The sequence below is a fragment of the Neobacillus cucumis genome, from assembly GCF_016908975.1.
Taxonomy (GTDB): domain Bacteria; phylum Bacillota; class Bacilli; order Bacillales; family Cytobacillaceae; genus Neobacillus; species Neobacillus cucumis.
In genome coordinates this window covers 274,920-300,575 of the sequence record NZ_JAFBEX010000005.1, presented here as the reverse complement: position 1 = coordinate 300,575, position 25,656 = coordinate 274,920, and the positions used below count along the sequence as shown (strand labels likewise).

Annotated in this window: 22 protein-coding genes; 2 read left to right on the top strand and 20 right to left on the bottom strand. The window is 37.5% G+C overall.

Translation table 11 applies throughout. The features are described from left to right. Positions 1-141: 141 nt before the first annotated feature. The 10 genes from JOC76_RS09045 to JOC76_RS09000 all read right to left on the bottom strand — a co-directional run bounded on the left by JOC76_RS09045 (position 142) and on the right by JOC76_RS09000 (position 10,607). Positions 142-1,014, bottom strand: a complete 873-nt coding sequence (locus JOC76_RS09045) for a sugar phosphate isomerase/epimerase family protein (RefSeq protein ID WP_205177268.1) — start codon at positions 1,012-1,014, stop codon at positions 142-144. 32 nt (positions 1,015-1,046) lie between these two features. After that, complete coding sequence (locus tag JOC76_RS09040; RefSeq protein ID WP_205177267.1) at positions 1,047-2,285, bottom strand: MFS transporter; 1,239 nt, start codon at positions 2,283-2,285, stop codon at positions 1,047-1,049. 194 nt (positions 2,286-2,479) lie between these two features. Beyond that, positions 2,480-3,805: a carboxylesterase/lipase family protein gene (locus tag JOC76_RS09035; protein WP_205177266.1), complete on the bottom strand. Its 1,326-nt coding sequence runs from the start codon at positions 3,803-3,805 to the stop codon at positions 2,480-2,482. Between the two features lie 105 nt (positions 3,806-3,910). After that, on the bottom strand, positions 3,911-4,390 hold the full coding sequence (locus JOC76_RS09030) for a VOC family protein (RefSeq protein WP_205177265.1): 480 nt from the start codon (positions 4,388-4,390) through the stop codon (positions 3,911-3,913). A gap of 5 nt (positions 4,391-4,395) precedes the next feature. Beyond that, positions 4,396-4,857: a VOC family protein gene (locus JOC76_RS09025; RefSeq protein ID WP_205177264.1), complete on the bottom strand. Its 462-nt coding sequence runs from the start codon at positions 4,855-4,857 to the stop codon at positions 4,396-4,398. 63 nt (positions 4,858-4,920) lie between these two features. After that, the gene (locus tag JOC76_RS09020) at positions 4,921-6,051 is read right to left on the bottom strand and encodes an FAD-dependent monooxygenase (RefSeq protein ID WP_205177263.1); all 1,131 of its coding nucleotides are present in this window, start codon (positions 6,049-6,051) and stop codon (positions 4,921-4,923) included. Positions 6,052-6,315: 264 nt separating this feature from the next. Continuing rightward, on the bottom strand, positions 6,316-6,726 hold the full coding sequence (locus JOC76_RS09015) for a C-glycoside deglycosidase beta subunit domain-containing protein (protein WP_205177262.1): 411 nt from the start codon (positions 6,724-6,726) through the stop codon (positions 6,316-6,318). An 18-nt stretch (positions 6,727-6,744) separates the two neighbouring features. Beyond that, positions 6,745-7,638 (bottom strand): sugar phosphate isomerase/epimerase family protein, encoded by an 894-nt coding sequence (locus JOC76_RS09010; RefSeq protein ID WP_205177261.1) that lies wholly within the window; start codon positions 7,636-7,638, stop codon positions 6,745-6,747. Positions 7,639-7,690: 52 nt separating this feature from the next. Then, positions 7,691-9,274 carry a glycoside hydrolase family 43 protein gene (locus tag JOC76_RS09005; protein ID WP_205177260.1) on the bottom strand — a complete coding sequence of 528 codons (1,584 nt, stop codon included), beginning with the start codon at positions 9,272-9,274 and terminating at the stop codon, positions 7,691-7,693. A gap of 223 nt (positions 9,275-9,497) precedes the next feature. Further along, complete coding sequence (locus tag JOC76_RS09000) at positions 9,498-10,607, bottom strand: glycosyl hydrolase family 18 protein (RefSeq protein WP_205177259.1); 1,110 nt, start codon at positions 10,605-10,607, stop codon at positions 9,498-9,500. 256 nt (positions 10,608-10,863) lie between these two features. Between JOC76_RS09000 and JOC76_RS08995 the strand changes: the two genes are divergently transcribed. After that, positions 10,864-12,297 (top strand): DHA2 family efflux MFS transporter permease subunit, encoded by a 1,434-nt coding sequence (locus JOC76_RS08995; protein ID WP_205177258.1) that lies wholly within the window; start codon positions 10,864-10,866, stop codon positions 12,295-12,297. A 214-nt stretch (positions 12,298-12,511) separates the two neighbouring features. Next, positions 12,512-13,000 carry a DUF2798 domain-containing protein gene (locus JOC76_RS08990; protein ID WP_205177257.1) on the top strand — a complete coding sequence of 163 codons (489 nt, stop codon included), beginning with the start codon at positions 12,512-12,514 and terminating at the stop codon, positions 12,998-13,000. Positions 13,001-13,064: 64 nt separating this feature from the next. On the opposite strand, the gene JOC76_RS08985 is transcribed toward JOC76_RS08990, so the two are convergent. From JOC76_RS08985 to JOC76_RS08940, 10 genes are all read right to left on the bottom strand, one after another. Continuing rightward, positions 13,065-14,030: an ROK family glucokinase gene (locus JOC76_RS08985; RefSeq protein WP_205177256.1), complete on the bottom strand. Its 966-nt coding sequence runs from the start codon at positions 14,028-14,030 to the stop codon at positions 13,065-13,067. Positions 14,031-14,087: 57 nt separating this feature from the next. Next, entirely contained in the window at positions 14,088-15,059 is a 972-nt protein-coding gene (locus tag JOC76_RS08980) for a sugar phosphate isomerase/epimerase family protein (RefSeq protein WP_205177255.1), read from the bottom strand. A gap of 20 nt (positions 15,060-15,079) precedes the next feature. Then, positions 15,080-15,520, bottom strand: coding sequence for a C-glycoside deglycosidase beta subunit domain-containing protein (locus tag JOC76_RS08975; protein WP_205177254.1), 441 nt, complete (start codon positions 15,518-15,520; stop codon positions 15,080-15,082). Positions 15,521-15,532: 12 nt separating this feature from the next. Next, positions 15,533-16,660, bottom strand: a complete 1,128-nt coding sequence (locus tag JOC76_RS08970) for a Gfo/Idh/MocA family protein (RefSeq protein WP_205177253.1) — start codon at positions 16,658-16,660, stop codon at positions 15,533-15,535. 65 nt (positions 16,661-16,725) lie between these two features. After that, positions 16,726-17,631: a sugar phosphate isomerase/epimerase family protein gene (locus JOC76_RS08965; RefSeq protein ID WP_205177252.1), complete on the bottom strand. Its 906-nt coding sequence runs from the start codon at positions 17,629-17,631 to the stop codon at positions 16,726-16,728. A gap of 460 nt (positions 17,632-18,091) precedes the next feature. Further along, positions 18,092-18,979 (bottom strand): carbohydrate ABC transporter permease, encoded by an 888-nt coding sequence (locus JOC76_RS08960; protein ID WP_205177251.1) that lies wholly within the window; start codon positions 18,977-18,979, stop codon positions 18,092-18,094. A 17-nt stretch (positions 18,980-18,996) separates the two neighbouring features. Continuing rightward, a complete protein-coding gene (locus JOC76_RS08955) occupies positions 18,997-19,863 on the bottom strand; it encodes an ABC transporter permease (protein WP_239557639.1) in 867 nt (288 codons plus the stop codon). Between the two features lie 209 nt (positions 19,864-20,072). Continuing rightward, on the bottom strand, positions 20,073-21,572 hold the full coding sequence (locus JOC76_RS08950; RefSeq protein WP_205177249.1) for an ABC transporter substrate-binding protein: 1,500 nt from the start codon (positions 21,570-21,572) through the stop codon (positions 20,073-20,075). Between the two features lie 320 nt (positions 21,573-21,892). Beyond that, positions 21,893-22,840 (bottom strand): helix-turn-helix domain-containing protein, encoded by a 948-nt coding sequence (locus JOC76_RS08945; RefSeq protein WP_205177248.1) that lies wholly within the window; start codon positions 22,838-22,840, stop codon positions 21,893-21,895. 76 nt (positions 22,841-22,916) lie between these two features. After that, entirely contained in the window at positions 22,917-25,598 is a 2,682-nt protein-coding gene (locus tag JOC76_RS08940; RefSeq protein ID WP_205177247.1) for a glycosyl hydrolase, read from the bottom strand. Positions 25,599-25,656 lie beyond the last annotated feature (58 nt).

Below are 25,656 nucleotides of genomic sequence, written 5' to 3'. Positions count from 1 at the left end.
AAGGTGACATTTCATCAAATTTAAGACGGAATGTCACCTTTTTTTATTAGCTCAAAATGAAAAGTTTAAAAAACGTAAGTTTTTCAGTGCCCTCGGATTCAAGGTAAGGGGGTTTTAACTTCTTTCTTTACTCTGAAATTATTACTTTAGTTTCTGTATTGTCTGTTCGATCACGTTTAAATCACTAGCAATACTAGTGAATTTATCTCCAATCTGCCCTTCATTTTCCACAATTGCATAACGGATGTGACCTAATTCATTAAACTTCTTATAGGTCTCTCCGAAATTTACAATCCCTTTGCCTAGATTAACAAAATCAGTTGGCTTTACATAATCGGTATATATTTTCATCGGATTTTCGGCATCATCCAAATTGATTGACTGAAAAAGGTTAACTGGATTGACGTGATTACCCAAGTCCTTTTGATGAATCATATCACAGCGAGCATCTAATTTTTCTAATAAAGAAAGAGGATCATATCCCCCTCTCATCGCCCAAACGAGGTCTAGCTCAAACTTCACGAACTCTGGGTTCGTATTCTCTACTAAAAGTTCAAATAATGATTGATCTCCAACTCTCTTAAACTCATGCGCATGGTTATGGTAATAAAAATCCATCCCCGCTTCCTTGCACTTTTCTCCTATTTTATTTAGATGTTGTGCGGTTTGAAGTGTATCTTCTTGCCCTGAAATAAAAGCCATGGGGAAAACAATTGACTTACATTCAAGTTCTGCATTTTCCGCTATAATTTTATCCCAATCGTTATCCATAATGGATTGACCTGGCGGAACACCTTCATGGGCAGCAAAAGCCTTTAATTCCAATTCATAAAACTTCTGTTTTATAGCTGATAGAGTAAAGGTATCACTGTAACGCTGTCCATTTGAAAAATTAGCCGTGATTAATTCTATATTTTTATAACCCATCTCTGCCACTTTTTCTAAGGTGCCAAAATAGTCTTCATTTAGTTCTTTAAATACTGAAAATAAGTTTAATCCAATTTCCAATGTCATCGTAACTCCTTCTCTCTTTAATATTTATATATTTAGGAAGACTGATTCTGCCCGCGTAAAATCGAGACAAAATCAGCATTCCTTCTTGCTTTTTGATTCCAAACTGCAGACATAACCATGCTTCCTAGTAAAATAAATGCACCAAACACAAAGGGAATATTATAGGAAACATCATATAATATTCCCGCTAACGATGGTCCAATGATATTGCCTAAACTGCTATAGGCATTATTCATACCAGCAGCGAAACCTTGTTCACTGCCCGCCATTTTCGATAATAACGTATTGATGGCTGGACGAAGAATAGACGTAAACAAGAAAAAAAATACATTCATTATTAACATAAATAGGAAATTCCCAGATAGCAGGACAAAGACCATTGATACTGCTGAAAGGATAAAACAAGTATTAATAACCTTAATCTCATCAAAACGACGAAGGAGCCAATCTACTAACACAGCCTGGATTATAACCCCTACCAGGGCACCAACAGTCAGAATGATAGAAATATCTTTAGGGGTATAATCATATTTCTCGCTAACATATAACCCATAGATAGCTTCAAAGTTCGCTAAACCAAATGTCATTGTTAAAACTAGTAATAACAAGACAAAGTAAGACACCTTATAAGATTTTAAAATATCATGAACCATTCCATCTTTCTCTTGCTTCGTGTTTCGAGCAGCATACTGTTGTTCCTTTGACAATGTTTCTGGCAAGAATAAGAAGGAAACAATCATGGAGATACCTGCAGCAAAGGCAGAAGCATAAAAAGGTACACGTAGTCCAAATTCAGCTAAGAATCCACCAATTCCAGGCCCAATAACAAAGCCCAGTGAAATGGCCGCACCTAGTAACCCCATCCCCTTCCCGCGATTTTCGATGGTTGTGACATCCGCAACGTATGCCATATTCGCAGGAACTAGTATGCCAATTCCAATTCCTCCAATTAAGCGAGATAGATAGAGAACCCATAGTTCAGAGGCAATACTAAACATTAGCTGTGACAGCATGATAATTCCTAAACCAATAATGGTAATGATTTTTCTTCCATATTTATCTGACAGCTTCCCACCAAGTGGAGAAAACAGAAATTGGGTCAGCCCTGTTGCTGCTACAAGGTACCCTTGGTCTTTACCGCTTGCCCCAAATTCTAAGATAAATTTAGGAAGAACAGGGATCGCTAATCCTACCCCAAGTAATGCAATAAAAATATTCACCATTAGAATAAACAATGGCATATTAATCTTAATTCTTAATGACTTCGACATCTGCTTTCTCCTATTCTTAAAAATAAAACCTTATTTAGGTTAATCATACACCCCCTGATCACTTATTTAATTTCACTTTTTTAATCATTTTGCGAAGCAATTTTTAACCTAACTTCTTAGTTGTTTTCGTAAATAAAGAAAGAGATTAAAAATCTTAGTATGATTTTTAACCTCATTGATTACAGACAGCTTTTTTATTTAATATCAAAATTTTTTACATAAGGATGATTGAAGCTACAAGGAATCCATTCCTGATTATTTAAGTTCGGGTCGCCATTTTTCATAAAGTTGGTCCAAGCAGTTACCATTCGCTCAGACAATTCATAATCTGCTGATGTGTTGGGACGCCAATTTCTCTTTAAAGTACCAAACATGTACCAAAGCTCTCCAGAATGGAAGGCACCACTGTCATCACCCGGTAGATTTCTAGTAAAATAATAAACAAAGGCAGGGTTTCTTCCATTTTCTTGTAACTTATAACTAAACCCAATACATCCTTTGTATAGTGGCGAACTTTCTCCACCGTCTGATGTAACCGAAATATCGTCCTTGCAACATCCCAGCATATAGGGTATATCCTTTATATCTCCTTGTTCTATTAACTTATCATATCCATCTTCCAGCACATATCCATCATTAATAGGAAAAAAGAGATGCCCTTCTTTTCCAGCTTCCCTTCTATGACTATAATAACTTTCAACCCTAGCAAGTAATTCCTCAGAAGTTATGTCTCGTAACTCTTTTAGACTTTTTATATTGGCGAATTCTAAGAATTCTTCTCCAATTTTCTTGGCGTCCTCTAAATTTGTATTTCTTGTGATAGGGGATTTATAGCCTCCACCGCTTTGCATAATGGCTTTTTTAATCATGTTCCCTGTAAGCTGTGATGAGATCAAAGTTTGAACACTAACTGCCCCTGCAGATTGACCAAAAATTGTAATGTTTTCAGGGTCTCCGCCAAAGGCTTCTATATTTTCATAGACCCATTTCAAGGCCATGATTTGGTCCAATATCCCATAGTTACCGGATACACCTTTTTCGTTTTCCTGGCACAACCATTCATGCGCAAGGAAACCAAATAAACCGAGCCGGTAATTGATCGTAACTAGAATGACACCCTGTTTACAAAATGCTTCTCCATCGAATTCCATTTCAGAGCCAAATCCACCTAAAAAGCCTCCCCCATGAATCCAAAATGCAACTGGTAATTTTTCAGAAGTCTCCTTTGCCGGAGTCCAGATATTTAAATAGAGTCCATCTTCACTACCTTCTGTCAAAAATTCCGGATTAGAATAAAACTCTTTAATATAAAACGAAATTTCCTTCGGCAGTTCACTTTGGATGCATTTGTTTTTAAAAGTGTCGGCCTGATATACTCCATCCCATGGATTAATCTCCTCCGGTGCACGAAATCGGAGTTCTCCTATAGGAGCTTTTGCATAAGGGATTCCTTTAAATACCGTATAATCATTTTCTTTAATACCTGAAACAGCACCGTATTTTATATTAGCTAATTCCAAATTTTATCAAGATCCTTCCTGTTCAATATATTCCAATAACAAAAAGAGCATTTATCAAAAATGCCCTTATAACATGAAGCTTTTTCAAAACTTCATTATCAATTTTTATGCTTTTTCTCGGATACCATCAAATTGTGCTGATTCAAAAATATTTACTTCATCCCAGGCGTCATTTGGGTTTTCTTCGACTTTCCACATTTTTGGTCCATAATCCGGGGCAAAATATAATGGAGAGCCTCCATAAATTTCAATACGATTACCACCTGGTTCAATTGCATAAGTGGTAAACGCCTCCCCAACGGCATGCTTAAATGGTTTCATTTCTAGTCGATAACCATTATCGACAACGTAATCAACAGTTTCAAGCACTTGATCAGGATTTTCAACCGCAAAGCAAACATGGTTTAGTGGGCCATGTTCTTTATTAAAATCAGCGAAAAGTGCGACCTCATGAGATAAACTAGATACGGCTAGGATGGAACCAACCTCAGTTCCATTTGGAATGACAATACCTTCATTGTATTTGATGCCTAATTGTTGATAATGCTTTCGATGACGGGTAACATCACTCGTCCATATGGTCACATGATCTAAACGTCTAACAGAAGCTCCGCGGCTTGGGTTCTTTTGCGGGCGGGATCTCCATTTACTTTTCTTATGATCAGGTATCTCGGCCAGTTCAACATCCCAAAAGATTTCTTCCAGATGCCCATCAGGTGATAAAACTGAAAGTCCTTCCCATGGCCAAGATCTCCATCAATCCACCCCTTACCAGAACCGGTGCTATTGATATATTCAACAGCATCCAGCAAATCCTCATCACTCTCAGCACGCCAGCCAATATGTCCAAGACCATTGGTTTTTGCTTCTGTTACTTTCAAACTGTGATGAAAAAATTCCCCCCATGCCCGTAAGTAGACAGATTGACCAATCCTACCTGACTCTTCCAACCCCAAAACTCCTTTGAAAAATTTTACAGACTCTTCTGGTTTTGGGCTAAAAATTTCGACGACGTGAGCTAATTGAGATATAAAATGATTTCTTTTTGGCATGTTTATTCCTCCTAATCAATGCAACCAATAAAATATTTAAGTATTATTTAAGGATTGAAGCTATTAGATAACCTCTGTCATTTTTATTAAACTTTGAGCAACAATGGCATTAGGGTTATTCTCTTTTGGTAGTTTTCCTTCCGACTGCAAGAGTTCCCACTTCACCAGCGTGTTTGAATTGTCCACCACAAATTTACAGCGTTCAAAGCGGCGATCCATAAATTGATTTAAGATGGTTGACAATGGGCAATCCTGCTGAAGTAATTCGGCTAACACGAGACCATCTTCAATTGCCATCGCGGCTCCTTGGGCCAAATGTGGAACGGTTGCATGTGCAGCGTCCCCCATAAGAAGAACTCTATCACGATACCAAGGCTTCTCGACGATAAGGGTCTCTAGCGGCCGATAGACCACACCTTTTGGGTCAGTGATATGTTTGCTTAATTCAGCTATTAAACCTCCAAATTCTTGAAACGCTTCCCGCATCTCAACATGCAGTTGATCCTCTTGTTTCCAAGGATTTCCTGGTTCTGCTGTCACGATAAAGATATAAACGCTGTCTTTCGTCATTGGAACAATGCCGGCTTTTGCTTTTCTCCCATAATACATGGTAATGTTCTCGATATCCTTGGGACGGTCAAGGGTGTATCGCCATACAGCTTGCCCGACAAAGTTTGGTAGAATCTCACCAAAAACCAAATGACGAACCTTTGATCTCACTCCATCAGCACCAATTACAAGATCATAAGTCCCGGAGGTGCCATCGGTAAATTGTGTGTAGACAAAACTGTCTCCACTTTCAATGCTTTCAACAGAAAGACCTAAGCGAATCTTAGTGCCACCTTGAATAGCCTCTCTATATAAAATTTGGTGAAGATCTCGTCTTGGGATTCCTCCGGTCATATTAAACTTCCCAGAAGGCTGGATGGGTGCATCCAAAATCATATTTCCTTGCGAGTCACTTATATGTAAGGCCTGGTGTGTTGTCCCCACAGCCAAAAACTCTTCCATTAATCCTAGGGCATCAATTGCTCTTAGTGCATTTGATTGAAGAATGATGCCGACCCCATAAATATCCCATTCCTTTTGCTTTTCCACAATTTCCGTTTCAATTCCAACTTTTTGTAAGGCAATCGCTGTCGCTAGCCCCCCGATGCCCCCACCTACAATCAAAACCTTTTTTACATGCGACATCTAAATACCTCCCTTACCATTTTTTCAATCAAAAATATTAATCTTTAATTCATTTATGATGGGTTGTTTATACTCTCAATTATATAGAGGTCATAAAATGGAAACGTTTACTTTTTTATCGTAATTAATATCGATTTTTATCTTTTTCGGAAAAGGTCAAATAATTTTTTATTCCTTATAAAAAAATACAGGTGCAAAAAACACCTGTATGCTCTTTATCTATTAAGCCTTCATATTCTAATTCGTTGTCGAAGGTTCAAGAACTTATACCATAATTAATTTTCTCTTATGTGTGCCAGCCCCTAGTACCGTATCCAAAACAGGAGGAAAATAGGAACAGCTATACGTATAACTAACTTCAATATCGTGGCTACCCGATTCTAGTCCGCCTTGTTTTGCTACTGTAAGTATTGCTGGCTCTAAAATGCCCCAATGAACATCTCCGAGTGATGCCATTTCAGTTTGTGTGTATGTCACATCATTGATCGTCCATGTGATTTGATCGCCTGAAAAAGTTTCCCCATCTACTGTGACCGTAGCGGGACGCAATTGTGAGAGCCAGAGGCCTCGATAATACAAAGATCGAATATTAACCTGAAAACCGATAATTTTTCCATCTTTCTTTACATTTTTAAAGCCTCTTGATTGGATGCAAGGTTTTTCTAACATGGTCATTGCTATTCTCCCTTTCTTTTATTCTCCTAAGATTCTTTTCATCATGACATGTTGTTTCCGAATTTGCTCAGAGGCATAGCCGGTCACATCTTTGTATGGACCCTCATACTCACTTACCATATACCCATCCCAGTTATGCTCCATTAAGGTATTAATGATTTTTTCATAAGGAATGGTCATCTCTTGAAAATCATCTGACATTTTTACAAATTTAGCATGGCTGCAATACACATAGGGTAACAATGGGATAATGTCCTTTACTGGACTATGTTCAGATGGGGGCATGATAAAATCATCTGGACCCCATTCACTTGCAGGTAAGGCTTTCGTCTCGAATACACCGAAGTCGATGTTTAGTCCAAAATACTTGGTTCCTGTCTGTTGGATAAACTCAACATAATCATCTACCATCTTAGATTTTAAAAGTGTTGGCGCATGAATCTCCGGACACATACGGACATTATATTTTTCTGCCAACGGAAGGGCCATTTCAATAAATTCTCTCCAGTTTTCTACTGGGGTAAGATCATTGTCGATGACACCTAATTTGGTACGTAGAACCGTAAATCCTAGTCTGTTAGCAAGTTTGAAGTCGCGTTCCAACATTTTATATGATTCTTCTGAAGTAAGATGTCTTCCCTCATACAAGCGTGAGTCAACCCAATGTCCATACTCTGCCGGTACAATGTTATACTTTTCTATTAATCGATCCCAATTTTCCAGCCATTCCTCACTAGGGTTAGGATAGCCTTCAATGTGAGAGTTTGCTAGTATTTCTAATCCTCTCGCACCAATATCATTCATTTCGGCAAACATGTCTTCTAAGGTCATGGTTACACCATATTCACCTGCATAACTATAAAGAGAAACTCCTCGTTTTGGTTTGCTATCATTAACCACTTTAGTATTCATTCCCGTATTCTCTCCTTTTCACCTTTAATAGTTCCGCTTATCCTTCATTGATCTACTCTGAAAAAAACATCGGTTTCTTCGCTTTTTCTGGGAGTCTCTCATAGTCAAACCATTCATATTTTACCTCTGTGGTCATGTCTTTTCCGTTCCCTGAAGCATACATACCTACATACGTTCCCAAACAGCCTCCAGCCACCTCTGATGAAAGAAGCTTTACAAGTCCTCTGCCCACTTCAATGTATGTTCCATCTATCCCAATATTGAAAATAACGTCGTAGCGATCTCCGATGATCTGCAAATGAACTGGACCTTCGCTATTTATTTGATAATAGGTTTCTGTGGTCATATCAAATAGTGTTTTTCGAACTAGCGCTTTTTTAACTCCGTCCTTTTTGCTTAAAACAAATTCATAATGGGCCCCAGTTGTATGTGCAATGGCTAGACCTGCTTCTTCTCCATCCATCTCTGGTTCAAAATCGATAAAAGTTTCGGCGCGAAATTCAAAATGATCAATTCTTCTTCCGATAAATGCTGGTGTGGCCTTGTCACTTAAAGTAGCTGCGTTTCCCTTTAGAGTTAAATACCCAGGATGATCCGTAACGGAAAAACCGTTATAATACGTTCGGATGAAATTCCACTCCAGACCAAGCTCTTGACCCGCAAAATGGGTACGAATTGGGGTTTCATCTGTTATTGATTTCTGTGGTAAGCATTCCGCTTCCATCATGACCTGAGGTGTTTTTCCATCGTAAATGACCGGCCATCCATCAATCCACTGAACTGGTGCAATGGAAGTTTCTCTTCCCATATGGTGATAATAATTTTCGGACAAACGATAACACAAAAATACCACCCACCAACTTCCATCATGAGCTTCAACCAAATCGGCATGCCCCGTAGCAGCAAGAGTCGGGGCATTTTCCTGAGAAGCCGTTAAGATTGGATTGTACGGACAGTTTTCAAAAGGTCCCCAGATAGACTTGGATCGAGAAATAGTTTCCATGTGACCAAATTCAGTACCACCCTCTGCTAACAATAGATAGTAATAGCCGTCCTTTTTATAAATGTGCGGTCCTTCTGCAAATCTTCCACCGCATCCGTACGAAATAATTTTGCTTTCCGTTAACAGTTCTCCCGTATCAGGATTAATTTCAGCCTGCCAGATGGCATTCATCAGATTTCCTTCTTCATTCATTGCCGGAATTGTACTTGTAAAATACACTTTTCCGTCGTTATCCCAGAATAATGACGGATCAATCCCTCCTTGAGAAACCCAAATTGGGTCAGACCATTCTCCTGCAGGGTCGGTTGCCGTCACAATAAAGTTCCCGCTTCCCCCAGGTGCCATCGCTCCTTCATGATTAACATTGGTCGAGACAACATAGAAGGTGCCTTGATGATAGCGGATGGTTGGAGCAAAAATGCCACCAGTCGACATACAGTTTGGAAATTCCATCTGCTCAGGTCTTGTTAGGCAGTGTCCGATTTGTTGCCAGTTCATTAAATCTTTACTATGAAAAATGGGTAACCCAGGTAGAAATTCAAACGAGCTAGTAACAATATAATAATCTTCTCCAACACGACAAATACTCGGATCCGGGTGAAATCCCGGGATGATAGGATTTTTGTATTGCACTCCGTATTCCTCCAAATTAATTAGTATTTTCTCTATTCTTCAAAACAACTGATATCGCTTACATATTTATATTAAAGCTTACTTCTACTAAATCCCTTTCTTTATTTATCTTAATAGATATAGATTTTGTTTCATTTTTCTTCTTCTACTTATAGAAATAAAAAAAGGATAAAAATTTAAGTATTATTTTTATCCTTTTCTTTATAATTTGGAGCCAATTCCTTCATTTTTTTACTTTTATTTTCTCTTGTATGGTCTTCCAGTACATTGGGTCCTCTAACCCGAGCCGCCAAATTCCGATTCCCCGTAAGTTATATTTTTCTACAAGGTTTAGCTTAAACTTCAGACTATAGCTATTCTCAAACCAAGCCTGGTGGCTATGATTGTTGGTATCTACGTAACTGAAATAAGGGGATTGGGAACGGGAGTCCCATTTAACTTTAGCTTTATATTTTGTTTTCTGACTCATTAATTGTGTATAGGAACTATACAAGGCTTTGTTTGTTGTTGTATCCCAGTCCCATCCATAGCCAGCGATTCCGAGTAATATTTTTGATGATGGTACATCTTGCTTCAAAGCATAACGAATCGTTGCTTCTGTCCAATCAACTGATGCTGTTGCGCCGGGTTTAGTTCTTGGGTTGTGCTCATCATATGTCATAATCATTAACCCATCTGAACATCGACCCAGTTTTTCATAATCAAACCAAGGCGACCATGGATTTGCACGGGAATCACCTGTGTTTGCAGGGACTGAAACTGTAACCACTTTTCCATCACGATGCAAAGCATCAGACAATTTTTTTATCAGCAAACTAAAGGAATCCCTGTCAGTCAAATACAAATTTTCCATGTCAATATTAATACCGTCATATTTGAACTGATTCATTTCATTGCGTAAGTTTTGAATGAAAACATTTCGGTTTTTATCGTTATCGAGTACATTACTTGCAACCTTTTTGCCCTTCTCCACGTTTTCAAATAAAAGATTATGTACAACCATATATACCTTCAGCTTTTTTTCATGAGCACTCTGAATAACTTTTCTTTTATGATCTGCTGTAACTGAATCTATAAGACTGCCTGGACGTTTATCATCAAGCTTATACCAAAAGGGTGCAATAATGCTTAATTTGTTAAATTGTGAGTTAACTGTAGGTTGAGACCCAGGAAACGTTCCTTCCTGTTCTGTGTAGAAACCTAGAACCTCTCTTGCCGTTTTTTTATTCGCTACATGTTCCTCTTTACTTTGTAAGTGACTACAAGATGACATTAGTATTAATGCCAGACTCAATGAAATGACGTTGAATGACCGATAACTATTTTTCGCCATAAAACACCTTCTTCTAATTTGTATATTTCTTAAGTTGATGAGAAAAGTTATAACTTATTCACGAATTATCTTTCCTTCCATTAATAAGCCAGGATGTGACCAGTTTTATTATAAAGATTCGGTAACTCTCACTTACAATAAATTAACAAACTCATTTATTGACGAGAAGAATTTTGACCTGTATTGTATCAAATAGCGGACCGATTTCAGGGGTACGTAAATAGAGATTTTTCAGGAGAGAGAAGGGGGAAGGTTAATGAAGCAATACAACACACGTGCTATTATGGCGTCGCTGCTCATCTGCGGTTTTGTTGGCATGTTCAGCGAGACGGCTCTTAATATAGCAATTAGTAATTTAATGGATGTATTTCGAATTTCGGCCGCGACCGCACAGTGGTTGACGACGGGATTTTTGCTTACTCTTGGCATTCTAATGCCGATGACTGGATTGCTGCTACAATGGTTTACGACGAGGCAATTGTTTATCGGGTCGCTTGTGAGCTCAATTATCGGCACATTGATTGCGGCGCTCGCGTTCAACTTTGAAATGCTTATGGTCGCTCGCGTTCTACAAGCGGCAGGCATGGGGCTTTTGATTCCACTCATGTTCAATACAATCCTCGTCGTGTATCCACCTGAGAAGCGTGGAGCTGCGATGGGCTTCGTTGGACTTGTCATCATGTTCGCGCCGGCAACCGGACCAACGGTTGCAGGACTCCTAATCGAATATTTCACATGGCACTACATTTTCTGGCTCTCGCTGCCGTTTTTGATTATTGGGCTGTTGGTAGGGCTGAAATATTTAGAAAACGTCACCGATGTAACGAAACCTCGGATTGATCTACTGTCCGTTGTATTATCATCCATCGGCTTCGGAGGGATTGTCTTCGGCTTCAGCAAAGCAGGAGAAGGATCCGAGGGTTGGACCAGTACGGTCGTGATTACTTCGATTGTCATCGGGTTAATCGCGCTTGTTTTGTTCGTAATTCGGCAGACGAAGATGAGTGATCCGATGATGGACCTGAGGGTCTTCAAGTATCCAATGTACAATGTAGGATTACTTATGGTACTCTCATGTATGATGATCATTTTGTCGAGCATGATTATTCTGCCAATGTTTCTTCAAAATGGTATGAAACTGACTCCGTTCACCGCCGGGCTCATGTTATTGCCGGGCAGCGCGCTAAACGGCATCTTATCACCGCGTATGGGACGTTTATTCGACAAGTATGGACCGAAGTGGCTTGTTATTCCCGGACTTGTTGTCGTTGCGGTAACATTATGGTTTTTCTCGAGCATATCCCCCACCTCATCAGTCGCTTTTATCGTCGTCCTTCATATTGGATTAATGATCGGCATTTCCATGGTGTGGATGCCAGCACAGACCAACGGCCTAAACCAGTTGCCACCGGATCTATACCCACACGGAACAGCCGTCATGAATACGTTACAGCAGGTCGCAGGTGCTATTGGTACAGCTATTGCAATCATCATTCTTACGACTGGAATGGAGAACTATTTGCATGACTCTTCTGCACCGACTCAGCAGACAGAGGTGGCTAACGCTATGACGGCGGGCTCACAGAATGTGTTCTTGTTTGCGATGATTGTGACGCTTGTCGGTCTTGCCCTTGCCTTCTTCATCCGCCGCGTTGTCGTCAACCATTCCGCGATGAATCCAATGCATTAATGACAAAATCAAATTTTTTTCTGAGGACTTCCTTGCTACACAGGTGGTCCTCTTTTTTTAGGTCATTTATTTATAAGGAGTAGAGAGAACTTCAAGATACCAATAACAACGAGAAATATGTAAGGAGAGCGATAAAATGTTCACAAAATGTTCACTTACGAGAGGTTTTTCACTATGGTTATAATGAAAAAGTTAAAAGAAGGGATGATGAAACTTGCCTACAACTAAAAAGGAAAGTCTACAATTTGGCTTAATGATGTGCTTTGGGATGGTTTTATTTATGACCATCTATAATTTATTTTTAAGTGGCTTTATCGAAGCCATTACCTTAATGGAAGTAATTAAAGAATTTATTATTGGTTTTCTTATTGCATTAACTTTGGATATTTTCTTAGTTGGTCCTGGAGTTAAAAAAATTGTATCTAAACTACCAATAGATAAATCCAAAAAAATCAATATGGTCCTTGCAATGTCAACATTAATGGTTTTAGCTATGGCTTTATTTATGTCTGTTTTTGGTTTAGCAATTTCATACCTGCATAATGGTAATGAAGATAATTCTTTATTGAAAGATTACTTTTCTACTTTTTTAAAGAATTTTATCGTTGCTTATCCACTTCAATTAATTGTTATGGGACCGCTTGTACGTTATTTATTTATTAAGTTTGTTTTAAAAATAAAATGCAATTGCAATGAATATTGATAATTTATTATAAAAGCCCATACAAACAAGATATTGTGATAACTTGTTTGTATGGGCTTAAGTATTAACAGTTACTAGATTTTTTCACTAACGATGCAGCTCCAATAACTCCAGCATCATTCCCTAATTGCGCAAGTTTCAGTTTCGTACTTGTTCTTACTGTCGGGAAGGCAAACTTTTGGAAATATTCTTCTACCCCATTTAACAGCATGTCACCTGCAGCTGACACTCCCCCGCCAATCACAATCGTTTCAGGGTTTAACATGTTTCCAATATTACCGCAAGCTAGTCCTAAATAAAAATAAAATTTATCGACAACGATTAAAGCCAATTTATCTTCTTTTTTAGCCTGATCAAAAACGGTTTTAGCCGTCACTTCTTGTCCATCATCAATTAACCACTTTAATTCAGATTCCCCGGCATATCTCTCTGAAAAATCTCTGGCTAATCGGACAACACCTGTTGCACTTGCCACTGTTTCCAAACAGCCCTGATTTCCACATGTACACTGATAACCATTAGGTTCTACAACGATATGGCCAATTTCTCCTGCTGCACCAACCTTACCATGTATAAGATTGCCATCCGCGATAATACCGCCCCCTACACCTGTTCCAAGTGTAACAAAGACAACATCCGCGCCATCTTCACCGGCACCTTTCCAGCGCTCGCCTAATGCCGCCACATTGGCATCATTATCAATATAAAAAGGAATGCCTGTTCCTTCTTCAATCTGTTCTCTTACTAACTGCAAGGTATTCCAGTTTAAATTATATGCTCCAATGACTGTTCCTTTTTCACTGTCAACTGTCCCTGGAGAACCCATCCCAATTCCTAAAATATCCTTAGATGAAAGCCCATACAAATTAAGGTGATGATTAATCGATTCAACAATGTTTGGAACGATATTCTTTCCTTCATTTTGAATATCTGTCTCAATACTCCACTTTTGTTGAATCTCACCTTCTTCAGTCAAGATTGCAAATTTTGCCGTCGTTCCACCTAAATCAATACCAATTAGTTTTTTCATTTTGTTCCCCGCCTTATGAAATAATACAGGTGATATACCCACCTGTATTATTATAAACTATTTATCTAATAATTTCCGCTCCATTTGTAAATGTCGTTTGGTCATTTCTAAAGCTCTTCCCGATAAATGATCTTCATATTCTGAAACAATGTAACCATCAAAATCAGAGTTTTGAATAATCGGTAAGATTTTATCATATGGTATGCTAGCTTCTTCCAAATTCTTATCAATATAATGGAATTTCCCATGAAAATGAATCACATGTGGCATGATTTGTTTTAACCCTTCATAATCTGGTTCGTTATAGAAGGTTACAAAACCATACATTCCTTGGAAGGCACCCATGACAGCACCATTTGCTCCAGCATCAAGCATTCGTTGTCTTGCTTCCATCATCGGTACACCATCATAACGTAATTGAGCTGCCATTTCTAATAGTTCTAAAGGTGCTCCATTCGCCAAGGCTTCATCCCAATGCGGTTTATTTGGTTTAGTCGCAAAAGTACCAAAATCAGTGACAAGTCCAAGATATGGAGATCCTGTTTTTTCAATTACCTCAGTGAATTTCTGAATGCTTGGTGATGTTGGCGTTTCGGGATTATGAATTTCAATTCCAACCTTGATACCATAAGCCTCCGCATATGGCGCTAATTTGGCAAAAACTGACGGTCCAATAAGATATTGAGCACGCATAATTTTACAGCCCAATTTATTCGCTGTTTTTAAATCAATAATAGACGACTGAAGCAATTCTTCTTCAGTTAAATCACGATCAGATCTTAATCCACGGTCCGCATTAGCTCCATAAGAAATAAATTCGATTCCATAGTGATTCGTTATGGCTTTAAATTCATTTAAAACTTTGTCATTTACATATGGGTATGATGGCAGCATTTGCGTACCTACCAACTCAAATCCTTCCGCTCCAAATTCAGCTGCAGTGCGAATGCAATCCTCTAATGTAAATTTGCCTTTCACATATTCATCAGTAAAGCTATATAAAGAAACACCTAATTTAATATTACTCATTAGTTAGTACCTCCTTTCTCCTAATCTCTCACTAATAATGTTTTGCTTCCGCAAGAATCTAATACAGCGTATTCTCGTTCTGTCTTTCTGCCTGGAACGGCCATATATGGAATCCGTAACATCATTTTCACATCAATATGATGTTCGCCTTCTGTTAAACCGCCAGGTGCAAATACACGAATCGTAGCTGGGTCTATCAAATTCCAAAATTTCGAAATAAGACTTGGCAGTTGTCTTAAGGTAAACTCTTTCTCATTAAGACTAAAGGTTATGTCATCAGAATTTACTTCTTTACCATCAACAGCTACCACAAACTCTTCAATACAAGATAAGTAATGTCCGCGATAGTTACTCAAACGGATTTGAAATTCATACCCTAGTTTTTTTCCATTTACATACGTGTTTTTTAAACTTTCATCGCAAACAACATCGACGAAAGGTAATTTCATACTAAATGCCACTCTACCCACCTCCTATTTGCTTGCAACTGTTTCCTGTTCAAAAACAATTTCTTTACCAGTTTCAGCAGATCGATAGACAGCATCTAAAATTTTTGTCACAACAAATGCTTGTTCTGGTTTTACTAGTGGTTCTTTATCATATTTAACCGCTTCTAACCATTGTTTTGCTTCTAGTACTTCTGGCTTATTGGATCCACCTTCAAAGAATGCAATTGCTCCACCTGCAGAGTTTTTCTCTTCTGTTAACATACCATTGCGTGCAGAGTTATAAATTAATTCATTGTTGCGGAAACTCATGCCGGAATTGATTTGTGCTCCTGCCTTTGTACCACATAGAGTTGTAGCAGCTTCTCTTGATTCTAGTACATTGAGTGCCCAAGAAGATTCAAGGAAAACCGTTGCTCCATTTTCCATTTTGATGTATCCGAAAGCTGAATCTTCCACTTCATATGTTTCTGGATCCCAAGGACCAAACATATTTCCTTCAACAGCTTCTGGCAGATTACCTAATTTATTGAAAACAGAACCTGTCACCGAAACTGGTTTGTAATTATCCATCATCCATAAAGTGATATCAAGAGCGTGAGTACCGATATCGATTAGTGGACCGCCGCCTTGTTGAGATTTATCAGGAAATACTCCCCATGTTGGTACGGCGCGGCGACGAAGGGCATGTGCTTTTGCAAAATAAACTTCTCCAAGCTCATCTTTTTCACAAGCTTTATAAAGAGATTGAACTTCTGGACGGAAGCGGTTTTGATATCCAATGGTGAATTTCTTACCGGATTTTTTCCAAGCATCCATCATTTTCTGAGCAGCTTCAGTATTATGTGCCATTGGTTTTTCACACATAACATGCTTTCCTGCTTCAAATGCTGCAACGGTAATCGGGCTATGGCTAACGTTAGGAGTTAATACATGCACAAGATCAATGGATTCGTCTTTTAATAGCTCTTTATAATCAACATAAATTTTCGCATCTTCAGTTCCATATTCTTTCGCCGCTTTTTCAGCGCGTTCAATTTGAATATCACAGAATGCAACCATTTCAGCAACCTCTTTAAATTGTGCTAATGCTGGAAAATGTTTTTGATTTGCAATACCACCGCAGCCAATAATACCAATTTTTAATTTACCCATAATTTTCATTCTCCTTTTTTTCTTCATTATTAAATGATTTATTAGATTTATATATGATTATCTATCTAAGCAAAAAATTGACTCAAATAGTTTTTACTGATTTTAATAGAATCTTTCTTGGATTTTAGTGAGTCTTCGAACGCTTTGTCTTCTACCTCAATGACAGCATATCCTCGGTAGTCGATATCAGTTAAGGCAGATACATATTGACCCCAGTTTACATCTCCGAGCCCTGGTAGTTTAGGCGAGATATATTCTAGTGGTGTAGCCATGATTCCTACATCGTTTAGGCGATCTTTATAAACCTTAATGTCTTTAAAGTGGATGTGGAAGATACGCTCTTGGAATTCATATAGCGGCTTGATATAATCCATTTGCTGCCAAACAAAATGAGATGGGTCGAAATTCAATCCTAAATTTTGGTTCGGAATTAATTCAAACACACGGCGGAAGATAGCTGGTGTCGTCATTAGGTTTTGTCCGCCTGGCCATTCATCAGTAGTGAATAACATTGGACAGTTTTCAATGGCAATCTTGACTCCTAGCTCTTCTGCAAATTCTACGATTGGCTTCCAAACTGTTGACATCGTTTCCAAATTTTCTTCTACGGTTTTCTTTTGGTTCCTACCAATAAAAGTGGTTACCATGTTAATATCAAGCTTGTTAGCTGCCTCAATGCATTTTTTGATGTGGGCAACGTAGTAATCACTTTTTTCTGTATCCTCATCTAATGCATTAGGATAATAAGCAATAGCGGAAATTTTAATGCCTTTTGCTTCGGTATAATTTTTGATGTAATCGACATCTAAGTTATCGACATCAATATGGGTAACTCCCGCATATTTCCGAGCCGCTTTCCCTTTTGGCCATGCACATATCTCCACACATGAAAATCCGTTTTCAGCTGCATAGTCGATCACTTCTTCAAAGGTGCATTCATTTAAGATTGCGCTGTTAAATCCAAGCTTCATTGTGTCTGATCCTCCTATGTTTCTATTAAGTTTTTTATATTGATTTCGCTTACATTTATATCTTAACCTGTCTCCGTATTTTTGCCCTTTCTTTAATTATCCTCAACAGGTATAGATTTTCGTCTTTTTTCTACGTTTCTTTTCTTTTATATAAAAATAGGTTAATAATTATAGTGTAATTTTTAACCTACCCATTTATTTATCAATAAGCTCTATTAAATTTAGCTGTTGATTTCCTCTCCAGGCGCTCGCTTTCCGCGGGCGTGCCGGGGAGCCTCCTCGACGCTGAAGCGTCGAGGAGGCTCCCCTGCCCCGTACTCCCGCAGGAGTCGAGCGCCTTCCGTTCCAATCAACGAGTTATAAGAAAAATAATATTGTTTAATAGAGCCCATAAATATAAAAAGGTGCCATATTACTCTTTGCACCTTCTTTTTTAATCATATTGAATTACATTTTCTTTTTATCCTTTAACAGAACCTAAGGCAATTCCTTTGACCAGGTACTTTTGAAAAAATGGATAAGCAAGAAGTATAGGCAGGAATCCGATGACTGCTATTGCCATTCGAACACCTGTGGTAGGAATAGTGGAAGCCGCTTTACTCGCGTTCGAACCTAAATTACCGCTTGCTAAAAACTGAATGTCTGACAGCATTCTGTTCAAGATATTCTGGATACTATATAAAGATGGATCCGTAATATAGACTAGACCGTTAAACCAATCATTCCAATATAGAATGGTTTGAAGCAGACCAATTGTAGCCAATATGGGAAGTGAAAGCGGAAGAATAATAGAAAAGAACGTTTTAATTTCTCCGGCACCATCCATCCGTGCAGATTCGATCACAGGCTCCGGTATGGACGTCATAAAGAAAGTTCTCATTAATAACACATTAAATCCGTTCATAAGTAACCCAGGAACAATTAATGCCCAGATTGTATTTTTAATATCAAACACCTGCGTATAAACAAGATACGTAGGAACTAGACCGCCGTTAAACAATAACGTAAAGAAAACCAAGAAGGTAAACAAATTTCTGAAAGGTAAATCACGTCGAGAAAGTCCATAAGCCAAAAACGAAGTCATCACTAAGCTGACAAAGGTTCCAAATACCGTTACAAATATCGTAATTCCGTATGCCCTTAATAAGCTTGCTGAATTAGCGAAGAGATACTTATAAGCATCAAAATTTATCTTATTTGGAAAAAAGGAATATCCCTCTTTTAAAATATTTGCTTCACTTGAGAAGGAAGAAGCTACGAGTATTATAAACGGAATAATGCTGCCTGCCGATAGGACTATTAAAAAAATATGGGAAACCCACTGTGTGATTCGATCAGATTTATACATCCTTTACCACCTCCAGATTAAAATAATGCATGGTCTTTGCTTTTTCTACGAACGAGATAATTTGATAGTAATACGAGTATAAATCCGACGATAGACTGATAGAGACCAGCTGCGGCCGACATACCAATATCACCAAGCTGCATTAAACCGCGATAAACATATGTGTCAATCACATTCGTAGTATCATAGAGAGCACCAGAATTCATTGGTACCTGATAAAATAACCCAAAATCGGAGTAGAAAATCCTTCCTATTGCCAATAAGGTCATCATAATGATTACCGGAGAAATAGAGGGAATGGTAATATGAATGATTTGCTGCCATTTATTCGCTCCATCTAATTTTGCTGCCTCGTAATATTCTTGGTCAATTCCGATGATAGCGGCTAAATAAATGACACACAAGAAGCCGACACCCTTCCACATATTGATGAAAGTAAGTATATAAGGCCAATATTTTGCTTCTGAATACCAAGAAACACCATCTAATCCAAGCATAGGTAAAATAGTCTTATTCAGATAACCGACATCCTCGCTTAGAAAAGCGAATCCCAAATAACTGACAATCACCATTGAAATCAAAAATGGCAAAAGAATTACACTTTGGTAAAAGCTTTTCGCTAGTTTATTTTTAATTTCATTTAACATGATTGCTACTGCGATTGCTACTATTGTATTTAGAATAATAAATCCGACATTATAGAGAATCGTATTTCGAGTAATGATTAAGGCATCTCTTGTACTAAACAGGTATTCAAAGTTTTTAAAGCCAATCCAATCACTTCCTAAGATCCCTTTAGCAAAATTGATATCTTTAAACGCAATCATAAGCCCCAACATCGGTAAATAATTATTAATTAGCAAATAAATTAAACCTGGCAGCATTAAGATATAAATTGGAATATACCTTTTCAATTTGATTAGCCTAGTGTTGACCTTTCTCTTAGAAATTGATTGGACATCTGCCTTCAATTCCTTGACCGTTACTTCTGACATCCCTATTCCCCCTGTTCTAATAAGTACTGAACTATAAAAAAAGAGATTAAAAATCAAAATTGGATTTTTAATCTCACCATAATGGATAAGATAGTTAATTATTTATTTTGGTTATTTGCCCATTCATTTAATTGTTTTTGTTTTTCTTTTATAATCTTTTCAATACCCGCTGCCTTTAAACTGCTAATAAATTCAGGTAATTTCGTTTTAGGATCTAACACACCTGATTCCAATCCGAGCGCATATTTACTCACCACATTGGTAACGGCTGTCACCTCTGTTTTGACTGGAGAACTATCAAAATTAAAACCAAGTGCTTTCGATTTTAACGCACTCTTGTTAAATTCCTCTGTTTGAGTCCATAGGTTTGGATCATTCCCCTCAAATACATAAGAGAGGAAAGCATCTCCCATAGCAAAACTCATATTTAAATTGTATCCATCGTTTTTGGCATCGACACCATTTGGGTACTTAATGACATTATCTGATACTTTTACATAATGCTTTCCTTCAATACCCCAGTCTAGTAAATTAACGATTTCTTTATCCTGATACATTAAATTAAGGAATTTCATCGCAGCTTCAGGAACCTTGGACCCCTGTGGAATTCCCCACATCATGGTGGTTACAGCAGAAGTGGTCGTTACCGGTTCTTTAAGTGATGTGGTGACCATCGGAACAGTAGTAATTTGAGATTCTTGTAAAGCAATACCAGGTTTTTGTGGACTAAAATAACTAAAACCGACATTTGACTTTACTAAATTTGTTCCAGCTTCTGTATTGGTAGTCGGATTTTTTAAAGTCAGTCCTTCATCATGCCATTTTCTCATTTTCTCAACAAACTGAGCATAGTCCTTTGTTTCATATAAATCTACTACTTTTAGATTGTTATCATAGTTAGGTAAAACCCCTAAAGTATCTCCTAACGGATCAAACCAATTATAGACAACTGTAGGTTGTGCTCCAGCTTGAAAAGGCACAATTGGTGTAATACTTGGCTCATTTTTCTTTATTGTTTTCAGCATGGATTCTACATCATCCATCGTCTTAATCTTACTAATGTCAATATGATATTTATCTACCAAATCTTTACGCATATTAATACCAGAGGCACCAGCCATATCTCTAAGTGTTGGAATCGCATACATTTTTCCTGATACCTTTGCCGCATTCAAATAATCAGGATCCATTACCTTTTTTATATCTTGACCATATTTATCTACTAAATCATCCAAAGGTAGTAATTGTCCTTTTGCCACTTGTGATGTATATCCAAAGAAGGATGTAACTAGCATTAAATCCGCCTTTTCATTACTTGATAACATCAAGTTTGTCTGTTGAACATAGTTACCGATATTAATTGGTGTTAATTTTACCGTTGCATTAATTTTTTTCTTAGTGATCTTGTTAATTTCATCTTGGACTAGGTTTAAATCCTTAGGCACAGTTGTAGTAAAGAAGACCATATTTACTTCTGGTATATTTCCTCCTTCACCTGAACTTTCATTTGTCGAACTCTGTTTATTTGAACTACATGCTGAAAGTAAGATTAAAAAACAAACCAGAATTATACTAATTAATCTTTTATGTGTCTGCAAAATGACTAACCCCCAATTTCTACTGTCTCTTTGACACCGCTTACATTTCTAAGTAGTTTTCAATCACTTCTTTTAAATTCCCAAGCAGGAATCACCGCCTTTTGCGAATGGTCTTTTTATTAACCATCGTTCTATATATCGCTTATTATAAGGAGGAATACTAGCGAAAACGTTCACATTATTAACAATAATAATGTTAATTTTTAATATTTTTAGAAAATACAAAAATATTTAAAATCGAAAAACCGCAAAATGGTTTATAACATTCTGCGGTTACTCCGAATCTAATTATTAGATTTACTATCAATCAATAACATACTTCAACTAAAGCTTTTAATTTGAAATGCTTGAACATACTTATCCAACTCTATTAGATTGTCTTCTTCCGTATAATCATAACTCTCAATTCCTCTTTTTTCACTTTTAGAAGATGGACTAAAGGATTTCTGCTGATTTTTGCGAAACTGGTAGGGGGTTGTGTGAAAGGTATCTTTAAATAGCTTGTGAAACGTATTCAAACTAGAAAAACCAGACTCCATCGCAATCTGAATTACCGACCAATTTGTATTAAGTAGATATTGTACAGCCTGCTCCAGGCGAATACCGTTTAGATATTTTACAAAAGACTGTCCCATATGCTGCTGAAAATATCGTGATAAATAAGGAACCGTCAACTCTTCTTTTTCTGCAATTTCATTTAAGGTAATCGGGTGCATATAATTTTTTTGGATAAAGTTAGTAATTCTTGTCAGACGTTCCATATCTTTGCTGCTGTTTCGGTTGATCTGCTTATGATTTATCACTCTAAATTGACTAATAAGGTGGTATACAATGTCTAAAAGCAATGAATGAATTTTAATATCATATCCTAGCTCTTTTTTTCTTAATGTAAGCATAAGTTGTACCATTAACAAACGGATACCATCGAACCTTCCTTGATCCTCATTATGAAAGGATTGACATTCAAATGATTCCATCTCAATGTTTTGATAGCATTTTTTAATAAACGTTAGTGGAATTTGAAGTAATAACACCAAATTATCTTCACTTGCTTCCACACCGTGAACCTCATTGCTGTTTATCAGGAACAAATCATTTTCTTGTAGAGAATACTCTTCTCCCCCCACAAAAACTTGGATTTGACCTCTCAGAACAAACAAGAATTCAATCCTATCATGCCAGTGCATCGCGACATATCTCACACTTGTCATTAACATTAACATCGGAACCTCTTCATTTATGACCGCACTTTCATATGGATATTTCATAAGCGCCTCCCCTACAGTGAATATGAAAACTTATAAAAGGTGTGGCCTTTTCAGGTACCACACCTTTTTAGAATTCTCATGACATAAACAAGGTAATCTTTCCAAACATGCCAGTTGGATCTATTGGGTCATGCCAAACAATAAATGGTGGTTCTGGTTGATTAAAACGATCTCTATCCAATGTAGTTGCTACCTCCACACGAATAGTATTGGTACCGTTCCTTAAATAGGAGGCTACATCATAAATATATGGTGGACAAACTTTCATCCCGACATATTCATCGTTAATCCATAATTCCACAGCTTCATAAATGGATTCAAAAGCTAGAATCCCTTGTTTTGGAACCTCTGCAAGGTCAAATGACTTTTCGTACTTAATAATTCCCGTAAAAGCTGGGTTTATCTTAGAAATTGGTACCAATTCATTCATTTGATTTACTTCGCCAAAATTCGGATATTCAATGTTTTTTACCAGAGAATATTTCCAATCTGAAGATAGGTCCTTTGCTTTTTCGCAATCTGACAGCTTTATAGAAAAAGGAAGATGATCATTAAATTCTCCAGAATGTTCATTATCACTAACAAAAACAACACAAGATTCATAAGGCTTTAACTCTAGATAAATCATGGCTTTTTCATTTTCTTTTCTTACAGCTATTTTTTCAAATTTATTCTCTAAACCATTATAGACAATAGCAAATTCACCATCAGCTAGTTCGATTTCCCCGCTAAAGGTTTCATGCGCTGATTCATTCTGGAACATGTAAATGTTATGTTCTTTCAGATAGTGGTAATAAGTTAAATCCTTAAATGGTTTCTTTAATTTAATATCATAGATTCCTACCGTTCTAAGTTCAGAAGCCAATTCACCTAAAGATACCACCTTACATTTATCTACTGCTTTTAATAGGTTTGAGGCTTCCTCCTGATCAACTAGGTTCGAAATTCCTTCTGGTCTACCATCAACAAAAATAATCTCCAAGTCAGCTGAATTATTAATAAACGCAGCTAACTCTTTCGTTATAAACTGACTATATGGAATAACCAAACATTTAAATGCTTCTCCATTAATCATTAAATGTCTTTGGTCTAATTTCCCATTATAGGATTCTAGATCAATTAGCATATCAATTGGAACGAAGTCAAAATCAATTTGATTTTCCGTTAAAACCCTAGCTGGTTTTTGCATTTTCATGTATTCACCCGTCCACTCACTCTCGCCATGGTACAAAACAGCCACAGGTGCCACATGTCTGCCGCCATTAAAGATATGACATAAGCGGTTGGCATAGTGCATTAGATAGGCAAAATGTTTAAACTGTGGATTATGTCCACGGGCATAGAAGTGCGGAGGACAATCGAAATCAGGATATTCACGCATCGAAAATGCATGTGGAACAAGGTAATTGATGCCACGGACAACTAAATGATCCAAAATATACTTCATATCTCTAACGCCAAGCTTCCATCCATAAGCACCAAATAATTCGCACATCGTTCTTCCTTTTTTCTTGGGATCGAGATGACCGTAGGAAGAGCCTAGTTTTCCGAGTGTATAATGATAGAATTCACCATCTCCCTTGAAGATTCCACGGCGTTCTAACCCCGCACCGCCAAAAATCACTTGACCGCCAATCACATCAATTCCCGACATATGCTGTCCTGATAAGGCTCTAAAGAAATGCCCCGCACCGCTTCCTAATCTGCTATGCTGATCATTATCTTCAATCACGTGTCCAATGTATTCAACATGATGTGCTTCACACCATTTGCCCAATTGATGACTAAAGTTTTTTTCATATAAGCGGGTTACAATATCCATATAGGTATAACGGGTATGAACACAATAATTCATTTCATCCGAGCTATTCCATAAATAAGGTAAGCATACTCTCCACTGATCCCCTAGGGCTTCTGATAGCAGAGCTTTTGCTTCTTCACTCCAGGGTAATGGCATGTCTTTTTTTCCGATCGTTTCATTAAAATCAAAGCCATTAACATTACCAAATGCAGGCTCATCTGAGAAAAATCCTGTAAATGTTTTCCCAAACTCCTCTTTGTAACGTTCAAAATGTGGTTGATATACAGCTTCAAGCTGTGTGTTGACTGACTCTTCATCGATCATATTAATATATTTCGGGTTACCGCCATCTGTTTTCGTTTCATAAACGACATAAATTCTCCATGCTCCTTCTGGTAAGGTGCAGGTTAAAAAATCACCCTCAACTCGATCAGTTAAATCAATTAATTCTTCATTAATAATCCCTTCCGTTACTAATTTCCCAGCCACAACACTAATTAATTTATTATGTTTCTGTTCTTCTTTGTCAATTGCTTTCCCAATATCTAACCATGATGTCTTTGGCTTTAACATAAGCGAAATATGTATGGTGACTTCACTTTGCGCACCTAATACATCCACTGTATTATAATTGATATATGTTTTCTTTCGGTTCGGATATTTTTTCTCAATTAATCCATTGGCATAGCCTGTTGGAAAATGAGCATCATCTAATACCCAAACTCGCATTCCTCTTTGCTTGGCCTCGTCCATGACAATATCCAGGTCATGCCACCAGTCTGGACCTGCGAAGTCAGGATGCGGTCTTGCTTCGACACAGATTCCTTTGATCCCGCATTCAAAAATTCTAGCAATTTCTTCTCTAATAACAAGTTCTTCTTCCCCTCTCATCCAGAGAAAAGGTAGAATATAATTTTTGGTTTGATGATTCAATAAATCCTGTACTGTCTTATACATGATGTAAACCTCCTATTAAAATAGCTTATAAGTTACACATCATGTGCAACTTATAAGC

Coding starts and splice junctions, on each gene's coding strand:
- JOC76_RS08970 (WP_205177253.1), bottom strand. CDS start 16,660: ATGGGTAAATTAAAAATTGGTATTATTGGCTGCGGTGGTATTGCAAAT.
- JOC76_RS09000 (WP_205177259.1), bottom strand. CDS start 10,607: ATGGCGAAAAATAGTTATCGGTCATTCAACGTCATTTCATTGAGTCTG.
- JOC76_RS08960 (WP_205177251.1), bottom strand. CDS start 18,979: ATGTATAAATCTGATCGAATCACACAGTGGGTTTCCCATATTTTTTTA.
- JOC76_RS08940 (WP_205177247.1), bottom strand. CDS start 25,598: ATGTATAAGACAGTACAGGATTTATTGAATCATCAAACCAAAAATTAT.
- JOC76_RS08955 (WP_239557639.1), bottom strand. CDS start 19,863: ATGCTGCCAGGTTTAATTTATTTGCTAATTAATAATTATTTACCGATG.
- JOC76_RS09040 (WP_205177267.1), bottom strand. CDS start 2,285: ATGTCGAAGTCATTAAGAATTAAGATTAATATGCCATTGTTTATTCTA.
- JOC76_RS08980 (WP_205177255.1), bottom strand. CDS start 15,059: ATGAGTAATATTAAATTAGGTGTTTCTTTATATAGCTTTACTGATGAA.
- JOC76_RS09045 (WP_205177268.1), bottom strand. CDS start 1,014: ATGACATTGGAAATTGGATTAAACTTATTTTCAGTATTTAAAGAACTA.
- JOC76_RS08995 (WP_205177258.1), top strand. CDS start 10,864: ATGAAGCAATACAACACACGTGCTATTATGGCGTCGCTGCTCATCTGC.
- JOC76_RS08985 (WP_205177256.1), bottom strand. CDS start 14,030: ATGAAAAAACTAATTGGTATTGATTTAGGTGGAACGACGGCAAAATTT.
- JOC76_RS08965 (WP_205177252.1), bottom strand. CDS start 17,631: ATGAAGCTTGGATTTAACAGCGCAATCTTAAATGAATGCACCTTTGAA.
- JOC76_RS09010 (WP_205177261.1), bottom strand. CDS start 7,638: ATGAATACTAAAGTGGTTAATGATAGCAAACCAAAACGAGGAGTTTCT.
- JOC76_RS08945 (WP_205177248.1), bottom strand. CDS start 22,840: ATGAAATATCCATATGAAAGTGCGGTCATAAATGAAGAGGTTCCGATG.
- JOC76_RS09025 (WP_205177264.1), bottom strand. CDS start 4,857: ATGCCAAAAAGAAATCATTTTATATCTCAATTAGCTCACGTCGTCGAA.
- JOC76_RS09020 (WP_205177263.1), bottom strand. CDS start 6,051: ATGTCGCATGTAAAAAAGGTTTTGATTGTAGGTGGGGGCATCGGGGGG.
- JOC76_RS09015 (WP_205177262.1), bottom strand. CDS start 6,726: ATGACCATGTTAGAAAAACCTTGCATCCAATCAAGAGGCTTTAAAAAT.